This window comes from Corynebacterium pseudotuberculosis (genome assembly GCF_002155265.1).
Lineage (GTDB): Bacteria > Actinomycetota > Actinomycetes > Mycobacteriales > Mycobacteriaceae > Corynebacterium > Corynebacterium pseudotuberculosis.
Genome location: NZ_CP021251.1, coordinates 1,837,554 through 1,848,882 on the forward strand (window position 1 = coordinate 1,837,554; position 11,329 = coordinate 1,848,882).

Here is an 11,329-nt window from a genome sequence, read left to right on the forward strand (position 1 = left end):
TACCCACACTGGGAATGGAGAAAATGAGTCAGGGCAAGCGAGTCGCAAGCCCCTCCTACTATGAGGTTCCTTCCTGATCCCTCCATCTAGCGCATTCAGCTTATCTACAGGTGGTTTTGGTCCGAAAGGAGGGTCTTTGAAGACTCATAAAGGCACACTGAAGCGGCAGTCGCCAGATTCAGCGATTCGGCTCTGCCCCGGATAGGAATACACACACGATGGTCGGCCTTCTCCATGAGAGATTCTTCTAGGCCGTGTGCCTCATTGCCCATAAGCCAAGCAGTCGGATGGGAAAGCACGTCCCCCGCATTATCCAGGCTTATTTCCCCTTGTGCAGTGGTAGCAAGTATCTTCAGCCCCCGGGCTTTGAGGGAATCCCAAACCCTCTGCAGATTAGGTTCACGTACTACCGGTATGTGAAAAAGAGAGCCAGCACTCGATCTCACTGCCTTAGGCCCTTGTGGATCCACCGTGTTCCCAGCAAAAATGATGCAGTCGGCTCCCATTGCATCTGCTACGCGAATAAGAGTTCCGGCGTTACCTGGCTCCGATGTCTCTACGGGGACACACACTAAACGCGGCTGTCCTTTCAACGCAGACTTAATATCCCATAGGACAGGTCGGCATACCGCAAAAATTCCAGTGGTATTTACCGTATCCGACAAACTTTTGGCAGCGCGATCGGTAATCGGATGGACATATATTCCCATATGCTTGGCAGCAGTGATCACATCAACAAATTTTTGCGCTGCTGTTTCCGTTACAAATACGTCAGTAGCTGCTCCCGTGCTTACGGCTGCTTCGACGCTGTTCTCCCCCTCTGCTAGGAACCGATCTGCCTTTTTTCTTCCTGCGGTGCGTAGAAGCTTAGCGGCGTTGATTACTCGGGGGGTTCTTTCGCTAAAAGGCTGATCAAAATCCAGTTCCATGGGAAAAACCATATCAGCAATGCATGTTGCCACCTGACGTCCCACTCTTTACTGCAAAAATTACGCAAGTGAGTTGTCTATCACATCTGTTAAAATTCAATACTCAAGAATTTCAATGTTAATTTTAAGGTTGAAAAGTATGTGGTACGTCACCAATTTCTGATGTCCCACCGCCATATCTTTTAGGAAGGTTTCTCTCAAACACCATGGGCAATAAAGTCATCTACGGAGCGCTAAGCCGAGTTTTTTCTATCGTTCTCATTGTCGTCGGAGCTGCCGCCATCTTCGGCGGCACATACGCACATGGTTTTGTGCGCGAGCAGCTAGTCCAAGAAAAAATCACCATGCCTACACAAGAAGGTATAGACAAGCTCAAGGACCAAAAGTCCAGAGAAATCCTAACCCAGTGGATCGGCCAAGACCTCACCACAGGACCGCAGGCCAAGGCTTACGCAGATAATTACATCTGGCAACATATGTTGGCTTCTGCTGATGGGAAGACGTTCCAGGAGATGGGAACTGTGATCAACGAGGCAAAGAAGAAGGGAGCCTCCGAAGAGGAAATAGCTAAGTTGCAAAAAATACGCGATTCCCTTTTCCAGGGAGATACCCTACGTGGCATCCTACTGAGCGCTTATGGATGGTGGCTCGTTGGATCGATCGCTATGTGGGCGGGCATCGGAATGGCAATTCTTGGCGTTGTTCTAGCCATCCTAGGATTCGGAGTTATGCGCACCAAGCGTGCTTAATTCATTCATCATCTCAAGCTCCTCATCCGCTCGTTGTAAGGCGGAAGAGGAGCTTTTAGCATGCAGTGAGCTTGTCAAGGTTTGCGTGGCATACGTGTACCCCATAAAAATATCCGCCTCGTAAGTACTTCTACGAGCGGATATCCTGTTTAATTTTAGAGCTAAATTAAGCAGCCTTAGGAGCGTTAACGTCCTCAGGAAGCGCAGCCTTAGCAGCTTCGCAAATCGCAGAGAATGCAGCGAAGTCGTTCACAGCCAGGTCAGCAAGAACCTTACGATCAACCTCGATCTCTGCAAGACGAAGACCCTGAATGAGACGGTTGTAGGTGATGTCGTTCATACGAGCTGCAGCGTTGATACGAGTGATCCACAGCTTACGGAACTCAGACTTACGCGCGCGACGATCGCGATAAGCGTAGGTCATGGAGTGGAGCCACTGCTCCTTTGCCTTACGGTATAGGCGGGAACGCTGGCCGCGGTAGCCTTTGGCGGCCTTGAGAATCTCGCGACGCTTCTTCTTAGCATTCAGTGAGCGCTTAACACGTGCCACAGTGAAAACTTCCTTATCGTTTTTAGGTTCTTAAAGAGAAATGAGGATAGTTGGAGGCGTAATTACGCCATACCCAAGAGGCGCTTGACGCGCTTGGTGTCAGCCTTGGAGACGTCCTCAGTACCCTTCAAGCGACGAGTGCGAGTGGAGGGCTTGCCCTCGAGAAGGTGGCGACGGTTGGCGCGCTCACGACGCAGCTTGCCGGAGCCGGTGACCTTGACGCGCTTAGCGGTGCCCTTGTGGGTCTTCTGCTTCATGGAATTTACGTCCTTTTAGTGTCTTTAAAGTATTACTTCTTGCCCTTGCGGACCGGCCCGAAAACCATCGTCATATTACGACCATCTTGCTTAGGCTTTGTCTCCACAATGCCAAAATCTGCGACATCATCCGCAAGACGCTCCAGCAAACGGAACCCTAGTTCCGGGCGAGACTGCTCACGACCACGGAACATAATGGTGACCTTCACTTTGGAACCCTTTTCAAGGAACCGGATCACATTGTTCTTTTTTGTCTCATAATCGTGATCGTCGATTTTGGGACGGAACTTCTGCTCCTTGACCACGGTCTGCTGCTGGTTTTTCCGAGCTTCACGCGCCTTCTGTGCCTGCTCGTATTTGAACTTTCCATAGTCCATAATCTTGCAAACGGGCGGTTTAGCATTAGGAGCAACCTCGACAAGATCAAGGTCTGCTTCGTAAGCGAGCTTGCGGGCGTCGTCGATACGCACGATGCCCACCTGTTCTCCGTTGGGGCCGACAAGGCGGACCTCGGGAACTCGGATGCGCTCATTGATGCGAGCTTCAGCGCTGATGGGGACTCCTCAAGTAGCAATTAATGTGATGTACCGCGCCCATCGCCCGTAGATTTCACCTAAATACATAAAGACATAGAAAAACCCGTCCATCTTTAAACAATGAACGGGAGATCCATGCATATGCGACTTTCACGTCACATCATGTACCCTTTTACCTTTGTCCTGCAGACATATGTCTGCGGCTTCAGGTGGGATGATCTCCACTTGCGACCTGAATAAATAAAGCCGTTCAACTTGAAAACAAGTAAGACTTTACCCATCCAGGCGGTAGTAGAGATAACCATATCAACACTAACACCTACATACAAATCGGCGATTTTACTAGGCCGGCTGTTTACCTAAGACTTCCTTTAAAAAAGCTCCAGTGTAAGAACCTGAAACGGCCGCAACGGCTTCCGGCGTTCCTTCTGCAACCACAGTACCTCCACCAGACCCTCCTTCTGGGCCCATATCGATAATCCAGTCAGCAGCCTTTATTACATCCAAATTATGCTCGATTACTATGACCGAATTTCCTTTATCCACTAATCCCTGGATAACAAGCATGAGCTTTCTAATATCTTCAAAATGAAGTCCTGTTGTCGGCTCATCCAAAATATAAATAGTTCTCCCGTTGGAGCGTTTCTGCAACTCTGAGGCAAGTTTTACGCGTTGTGCTTCACCTCCAGAAAGTGTGGTCGCTGACTGCCCTAATCTGACGTACCCCAAACCCACTTCTGTCAAAGTTTTAAGGTAACGGTGAATCGAGGTGATTGGCTCAAAGAATTCAGCAGCCTCACTTATCGGCATATCAAGGACTTCGGCGATATTTTTTCCCTTGTACTTAACTTCCAAAGTCTCACGATTGTAGCGAGCGCCCTGACAAACCTCACACGGAACATAGACATCAGGCAAGAAATTCATCTCAATCTTCAAAGTTCCGTCGCCCTGGCACGCTTCGCACCTCCCGCCTTTAACGTTGAAAGAGAAACGGCCGGCTTTATAGCCTCGAACTTTGGCTTCAGAGGTCTCCGCGAACAAGGTTCTAATTTTATCAAAGACCCCTGTATACGTTGCGGGATTGGAACGAGGCGTGCGCCCGATGGGAGATTGATCAACCTGCACTAATTTATCTAGGTTCTCCATCCCTTCAACGCGTTTTGCCCTCCCCGGGACATTTCGTGATCTATTCAGCTCATTGCCTAAGACCTTTGCAAGAATCTGATTGATTAACGTTGATTTACCCGAGCCCGATACTCCCGTAATACAGGCAAGTACTCCCAAAGGTATTTCAACATCAATATCTCTCAGATTGTTTTCTCGCGCCCCCACAACTTTGAGCTTGCGGTTTGGATCAATGCTTCGGCGTTCATCCGGCACTCCGAGGACTTTTCGACCAGAAAGATAGGCACCAGTGATGGATTCCTCGCACTCAATGATTCCCTGAGGCTTGCCCTGGTAAACAATTTGTCCACCGTACTCACCGGCCTTTGGCCCTACGTCGATAAGCCAATCTGCTGCACGGATAGTGTCCTCATCATGCTCTACAACGATGAGGGTATTACCAATATCGCGAAGCCGCTCGAGCGTAGCAATCAAACGCTGGTTATCTCGTTGATGCAGTCCAATCGAGGGTTCATCGAGAACATAGAGAACTCCAGCCAGCCCGGAACCAATCTGTGTAGCTAAACGAATACGCTGGGCTTCCCCTCCAGACAATGTGCCTGCGCTCCGGTTTAGAGTGAGGTAGTTCAGCCCAACATCTAGCAAGAATTTCAACCTAGCATTAATTTCCTTCAGTACAGCTCCGGCAATAATCTCTTCACGCTTACCCAGCACCAAGGACTTTAAGAATTCAGCCGCATCATTAACGGAAAGCTCACTCAATCCTGCGATAGAAAGCTCACCATGAGAGGTAGACCTGATACGAACAGCTAAGATCTCCGGACGCAAGCGAGCGCCGCCACATGTTTTACATGCATCTTCGCGGGTGTACTGAAGTAGCCGATCCTTCTGAGATTCAGAACCGGTTTGCTCTAACTTTCTCTCGATATACCCCAAAACGCCTTCAAAAGGCGCTGTCCAATTTCGCACTCGGCCATAACGGTTTTTATAACGTACAGTCACCTCATCAGAGCTACCGTTAATAAGTGCATTTTGTTGAGCTTTGGTTAACTTGCTGAAAGGAGTTTCGGGATCAAACCCCAGGGCCGCAGCAAGTCCTTCAATAAGTTTTTGAAAATATTTATGATTTGGGCTCGAGTTCCAAGGCTGAACGCAGCGCACCACGGGAGCGTCTTTATCTGGAATCAGAAGATCGACGTCTACTACCGTTCGGGTTCCTAAACCATCGCAATCAGGGCACGCACCATAAGGAGAATTAAAAGAGAAAGAACGCGGTTCAAGCTCATCCACACTTAATACGTGGCCATTAGGACACGCCATTTTCTCCGAGAAACGACGAACTCGATGTGGATCAGAGGAATCTAAGGACACAAAATCCAAAGCAACAACCCCATCGGCTAATCCCAATGCTGTCTCTACAGAGTCTGTTAAACGCTGTCGCTGCGATGGCTTCACCTGAAGTCTATCCACAACCACGTCAATATCATGCTTGATTTGTTTCTTCAGCTTAGGAGGCTCTGTTAAAGAATATACCTCGCCATCAACCTGCACTCGTGAGAAACCTTGAGAAGCTAAGTCCGCGAAAAGATCAACGAATTCACCTTTGCGAGTGCGTACTACAGGAGCCAGAACCTGGAACTTTAATCCCTCTTCCATTGCTAATACCTGGTCGACGATCTGCTGTGGAGTCTGACGCTCAATTACTGCATCACAGACCGGACAATGCGCAGTGCCAGCTCGAGCAAACAAGAGTCGGAGATAATCATAAATCTCTGTAATCGTGCCCACCGTGGAGCGCGGATTACGGTTAGTGGACTTCTGATCAATAGAAACAGCAGGAGAAAGACCATCGATGAAATCCACATCCGGCTTATCCATCTGCCCTAAAAACATTCGGGCATATGAAGACAAAGACTCAACATAGCGCCGTTGTCCCTCGGCAAAAATCGTGTCAAAAGCTAAGGATGATTTTCCTGATCCCGATAGCCCCGTGAACACGACCATAGAATCGCGCGGAATATCAATATTCACGCCTTTTAGGTTGTGTTCCCGTGCACCACGTACTACAAGACGATCTGCCACTCTGTTCCATTCCTCATCATTGCCGAGTGATTAATACTCGTTATACCCAATAGCCCATGTTTCTTCATCAATACTCTGTTTAACCGCAAGCTATCACCGCTCCCCTCCCCAGAAGAAAGGCTCGGGACTCCAGCCTCTTTTACATAACTGACTCATGCAACGTTGTATTCCCGACTCTGCACGCGGCCTTAGGCATCCACAGACCATAGTTTTAAACCAGACTACACCACATTCGAACATATGGACGCTTTTTCAATTCTTCGCTATCGTAGAATCTATGAATAACCAAGACATAACGCTTGCACACGTTTCAGTATCAGAGATGGATAACAACTGCTATCTCCTTTGCATAGGCAAAGAAGCATTGCTTATCGACGCAGCCGATAACCCACAAGCCCTATTAGATTTAGCCGCCGAAAACAATGTCTCCATTACTGCAGTTCTTAGCACCCACAGTCATTGGGATCATCTAAGAGCACTCCCTCAAATTCTTGAGCAGACAGGTGCCAAACACTTTGCGCCGCAGCCAGACGCTGCAGATATTAACGCCCCCGTAGATGTCTTGCTCACGGACTCAGATGTACTCCCATTCGCCGGCCACCATTTTCCGGTCCATATTCTGCACGGGCATACCACGGGCGGAGCAGCAATTGCAGTTCCCATCGGAGAAAACATGCATTTATTTGTAGGCGACTCGCTTTTCCCCGGCGGTATAGGAAAAACAAAAAACCACCAGGATTTTATACAGCTTTTAGACGATGTATCGACCAAACTTTTCCAAAAGTACCCCGATGATACAGTGGTCCATCCCGGACACGGCAAGTCCACAACGCTAGGGATAGAGCGCCCACATCTCGAAGAATGGCGAGCTCGCGGCTGGTAAGTCAGGGTACAAACGCTTATAGAGCAGATAGGCATAAAAGCTTCCTACATTCACAATTAGGAAGGAAAATTCCACCAACACAACGTATTGATATGTACCATGGCTTAAGTAGGCGTTGGATAACGCGCACACTGTTGCTACGGCATGCGCCAACTCGGATCGCTACCTTTCTGGTGATTATTTAGTGCGTTATCACCAAAATCCCCAACGGCTGCGCGTCGAATAAATTATGAAGGAGACTTTGCCCATGATTCGCAAGATCGCCCGACCGATGCTCGCTTCCGTTTATATTGCCGACGGCGCGGACACCGTTCTTAATAGTCAAGCTCACGTGGAAGGGACTCAGACCGTTCTCGGTCATCTTCGTGCAGTTCTTCCGCGAAAATACTACCGCCAGATACCAGATGACCCTAAGCTGATCACGCAGGCCGTAGGTGGCGCAAAGATTGGCGCAGGAACGTTACTTGCTTTGGGCAAATCTCCACGCCTCGCCGCAGCAACGCTTGCAACCCTAAGTGTTCCCACGATTCTTGCTCGCCACGCTTTCTGGGAAACTCAAGACCGTGAAGAAAAGACGGCTCGCAAACAAGGTTTCCTTACCAGCGTCGCTTTGCTCGGTGGGCTGGCTATCACCAGCGTGGATACAGCAGGAAAACCAAGCCTAAAGTGGCGTGCCGATAAAGCAGCGCAAAAAGCCAGTGCTCAAATCCAACAGGCACTTCCAACAAAATCCGAAACAGATAAGCTGGCTGAGCAGGCACAAGAAACTGCATCAGCTTTTGCATCCACAGCTAAAGATTGGATTGGAGACGCCACCGATAAGGTAGCCGAATATGCCCAATCTGCCCAGGATTACGTAGAAGATAATAAGGATGACTGGCTCACAACGGCTCAAAGCAACGCAAAGCTTGCTAAGAAAAAAGCTGTAAAAGTTGCAGCTAAAGCTCAAGAACGAGCTGCAGAGGCTTATGCCCAAGCTGAAAAGTCCACTGGCCGTTCCGCTAAAAAAGCCAACAAGAAAGCGTCTCGTTTACAAGACCAGGCAGAAAAGCCTTGAGCAAAGCAAAGAAGCGTTTCGACGGAGCTTTCTAGTTCCTGCCAAGTACGTAGACTACGCCGAATCGAGATACACGATTCGGCGTTTTAGTTTTCCTGGGCTCCTCGCGCGTCCTTGTTTGTTTTAACGCTATGCTAGATAGCTCTTCATACTTTTAACAAAGAAAGCTCTGTCTTGTAGACAGGGCATCAGATGAACTTATCGTCGAGTTTTATACACGTAATTGGGAAAGGCTGTGTATTGAAGTCTCAGCAGGGGTCAGAAAATAGTCAATCTGATGCAATCGTCGCCGAACAGGGATATGTGGACAAGCTTTTTGGCAAACTTGATGCTGAGGTCTTGCGCGCAAATGAACGACTACGTCAGGTCATGCTCCATGTAGATCCTTCGAACCCCGATGCAGAAGCCTTAGTACGCCGAGAGACAGAATACCACTCCCTCAATCAAAAGATTGATCGTCTTAACATTGCCCAACTAGGTCTGGTCTTTGGCCGCATCGATGTTTACACAGAGTCAACTGACTTAATCGATAATCCGTTGCCAGGACAGCCCCACGTCGATCGTCGTTATATCGGCAGGATGGGCCTAGATGATAAAGATGACGATTATCGAACACTATTACTTGATTGGCGCGCGCCCTTAGCTAGGCCTTTTTATTTAGCTACAACCGCCAACCCAGAGAATGTCTATGCACGAAGGCACATCCGCACACGTGGGCGCACAGTTATAGGAATCGATGATGAGTTTCTCTCTGGAGATCAGGCTACAGAAATAACCTCAATAACCTCCGCGAGCAGCGTTGTCAGTGAGTCTGCGCTCTACCGAGCGATGCAAGAAGCCCGGACTGGACACATGACTTCCATCGTGGAGACGATTCAGCGCGAACAAGATCAGATCATCCGCGACGAGACACGCGGAGTGATGGTTGTTGAAGGCGGTCCAGGTACCGGAAAAACTGCCGTTGCGCTCCACCGGATTGCTTACCTCTTGTACACATGGCGGGATCATCTAGCTAAATCTGGTGTACTTATCATCGGCCCCAATCGTACTTTTTTGGATTACATCTCTCGTGTGCTCCCTGAATTAGGAGAAACTGGAGTTGTTCTTTCCACTGTCGGAGATCTCTACCCAACAATTTCAGGTAATGCCTTTGAATCAATCCTGACACGGGAGGTCAAAGGTAGTGAAGAAATGGTCACCATCTTGAGCAGGACCGTGAAAAGTTATCAAATGGTTCCTCCTGATGCGCAGGAAATCATCATAGATGGCAACATCGAACTCACAATCCCATCCCGCATTATCAAGACAGCGCGTACTCGTGCTAGGAGAACACGTAGACCTCACGATGAAGCACAACCGCTTTTCAAAGAAGCCCTAGTTGAGCAGCTCACCTCGATCCTTGCTCAGAAAATAGGTTCGGATCCTCTCGGAGGCGCGAATCTTCTCTCTGCTGCAGATCGAGCACAGCTTCACGACGATCTCCTCGAGGATCCAAACGTCGAGAAGCTCGTGCATGACTATTGGCCGGTGCTTGAACCGGAGCAGGTACTCGCTGATCTACTCGAAGATCCGCTAGCTATTGCACAGGCGGCTTTTGACTACGATGAGGAAACACAAGCCGCGCTCTTACGTCCACCACATAGCCCCTGGGCACCTTCCGACGCAGCGCTTCTCGACGAACTCGCCATTCTTCTTGGAATACCAGATCCTGAAACTCAGCGCGCCGAAGAGGAAGCACAATGGCGAGCGCAAATTGAAGAGGCCCAGGACGCCTTGGAAATTTTAATGGGCTCATCAAACACGGACTTGGACGACGAATCCGATGCCGAAATCCTCTCTGCGCACGACGTTATCGACGCAGAAACACTTGCAAAAGAGACAGGAAGTCCGCGATGTACGCACCACGGCACAACGAGCTCAAGAAGACCACTTGTGGGCTTATGGTCACGTGATTATAGATGAAGCCCAAGAGCTCACCCCCATGGAATGGCGCATGGTTATGAGACGAAGTCCATCGAGATGGATGACACTCGTAGGAGACACCTCACAAACAGGTTCTCCTGCTGGCGTTGATTCTTGGGCAGAGACTCTCAGTCCTTTTGTAAAACATCGTTTTCGCACCCACCACCTAACGGTTAACTACCGCACTCCCCGAGAAATCATGGACGTAGCTAATCGAATTCTCGCATGTTATTCTCCCGAGTCTGAGCCCAGTACTGCGATTAGAGAATCCGGCAACCCGGTTCAGTTTCTACCCTTAGAAACTGACTCGATTGCTATTGCCCGTGCCTTGCGAAAGTCCGATCCAGACCGGCTCACGGCAATTATTGCTGCAGATAACGCCGTCCGCGAAGGGATTTTGGGAGTAAGCAATATTAAAGGACTTGAATTCGACCACGTCATCGTCGAGGACCCACAACGCATCGTTGGTTCCTCCCCTCAAGGGTGGCAAGACTTGTTTGTTGCTCTTACTCGTGCGACACAGTCCTTGACCGTTATTGGAGAATTGCCTATTTAGGAAGAAATAAAACCCAGTACCTTATTGCAAAAGGCATTGGGTTTTATTCTTGTGCGAAAGTTTAGTTCACTGTGTGAACGATCATCACATCGCAATCTGATTGCCGTGCTACGTCGGCAGGCACCGAACCCAAAAGGCGACCTGTTAGTGAGTTGATACCGCGGTTGCCCACAACCAATAGTTCGGCATGAGTTTCCCGAACAATTTCCATGAGAGCTTCCACCGGAGTTCCTGGGTGAACTTTTGTCTCAACTTTAGTAACGCCAAAGCTTTTCGCGTGCTCCGCCGCAACCTCCAGATTCTTCTGAGCAGGATCGGTGCCAAGGACGGCAACAGAGTCTTGGCGGAGCGTCTTAGATGCTTCTTCCTTACTCTGGTAGTAAGCGCCCCCAATAACAAGGGTGCTATCTAATGCCGCAGCAATCTTAGCGGCTCGCTCGACAGCAAGCATCGAAGACTTGGATCCATCAGTACCAACGACGATAGTTGAGTAATCACTCATGAGAACCTTTCGATAGTTCATCTCGAAAATACGGCGCAAGGCGCAACCAGCAAACCTAGTTATTGGGGAGGCTGCCAAGTGGGCCAACGAGAACAGAGTTTAACAACCGGCGTTGCTCAGCTAAGCGGAGGCGTGCTGTGC

The 11,329-nt window shown here is 49.3% G+C and carries 9 protein-coding genes and 1 pseudogene; 4 read left to right on the top strand and 6 right to left on the bottom strand.

The annotated features are described in order from the left end of the window. Window positions 1–104: 104 nt before the first annotated feature. Window positions 105–929 carry a TrmH family RNA methyltransferase gene (locus tag CpATCC19410_RS08465; RefSeq protein ID WP_014522818.1) on the bottom strand — a complete coding sequence of 275 codons (825 nt, stop codon included), beginning with the start codon at window positions 927–929 and terminating at the stop codon, window positions 105–107. Between the two features lie 206 nt (window positions 930–1,135). On the opposite strand from CpATCC19410_RS08465, the gene CpATCC19410_RS08470 reads away from it, so the two are divergent. After that, window positions 1,136–1,678, top strand: a complete 543-nt coding sequence (locus CpATCC19410_RS08470; RefSeq protein WP_013241803.1) for a hypothetical protein — start codon at window positions 1,136–1,138, stop codon at window positions 1,676–1,678. Between the two features lie 166 nt (window positions 1,679–1,844). Here the strand turns inward: CpATCC19410_RS08470 and rplT are convergent, their stop codons facing one another. The 4 genes from rplT to uvrA all read right to left on the bottom strand — a co-directional run bounded on the left by rplT (window position 1,845) and on the right by uvrA (window position 6,228). After that, window positions 1,845–2,228 carry a 50S ribosomal protein L20 gene (rplT, locus tag CpATCC19410_RS08475; RefSeq protein WP_013241802.1) on the bottom strand — a complete coding sequence of 128 codons (384 nt, stop codon included), beginning with the start codon at window positions 2,226–2,228 and terminating at the stop codon, window positions 1,845–1,847. Between the two features lie 62 nt (window positions 2,229–2,290). Continuing rightward, window positions 2,291–2,485, bottom strand: a complete 195-nt coding sequence (gene rpmI / locus CpATCC19410_RS08480) for a 50S ribosomal protein L35 (protein ID WP_013241801.1) — start codon at window positions 2,483–2,485, stop codon at window positions 2,291–2,293. Window positions 2,486–2,517: 32 nt separating this feature from the next. Beyond that, window positions 2,518–3,039 carry a translation initiation factor IF-3 gene (gene infC / locus CpATCC19410_RS08485; RefSeq protein WP_071575965.1) on the bottom strand — a complete coding sequence of 174 codons (522 nt, stop codon included), beginning with the start codon at window positions 3,037–3,039 and terminating at the stop codon, window positions 2,518–2,520. A gap of 324 nt (window positions 3,040–3,363) precedes the next feature. Then, the gene (uvrA, locus tag CpATCC19410_RS08490; RefSeq protein ID WP_014300653.1) at window positions 3,364–6,228 is read right to left on the bottom strand and encodes an excinuclease ABC subunit UvrA; all 2,865 of its coding nucleotides are present in this window, start codon (window positions 6,226–6,228) and stop codon (window positions 3,364–3,366) included. A gap of 154 nt (window positions 6,229–6,382) precedes the next feature. Between uvrA and CpATCC19410_RS08495 the strand changes: the two genes are divergently transcribed. The 3 genes and pseudogenes from CpATCC19410_RS08495 to CpATCC19410_RS08505 all read left to right on the top strand — a co-directional run bounded on the left by CpATCC19410_RS08495 (window position 6,383) and on the right by CpATCC19410_RS08505 (window position 10,686). Then, the gene (locus CpATCC19410_RS08495) at window positions 6,383–7,111 is read left to right on the top strand and encodes an MBL fold metallo-hydrolase (protein ID WP_013241798.1); all 729 of its coding nucleotides are present in this window, start codon (window positions 6,383–6,385) and stop codon (window positions 7,109–7,111) included. A 247-nt stretch (window positions 7,112–7,358) separates the two neighbouring features. Beyond that, a complete protein-coding gene (locus CpATCC19410_RS08500) occupies window positions 7,359–8,168 on the top strand; it encodes a DoxX family protein (protein ID WP_013241796.1) in 810 nt (269 codons plus the stop codon). A gap of 192 nt (window positions 8,169–8,360) precedes the next feature. Continuing rightward, a pseudogene (locus tag CpATCC19410_RS08505) lies at window positions 8,361–10,686 on the top strand (HelD family protein). Between the two features lie 61 nt (window positions 10,687–10,747). Here the strand turns inward: CpATCC19410_RS08505 and CpATCC19410_RS08510 are convergent. Next, complete coding sequence (locus CpATCC19410_RS08510) at window positions 10,748–11,188, bottom strand: universal stress protein (RefSeq protein ID WP_013241794.1); 441 nt, start codon at window positions 11,186–11,188, stop codon at window positions 10,748–10,750. Between the last annotated feature and the right edge of the window lie 141 nt (window positions 11,189–11,329).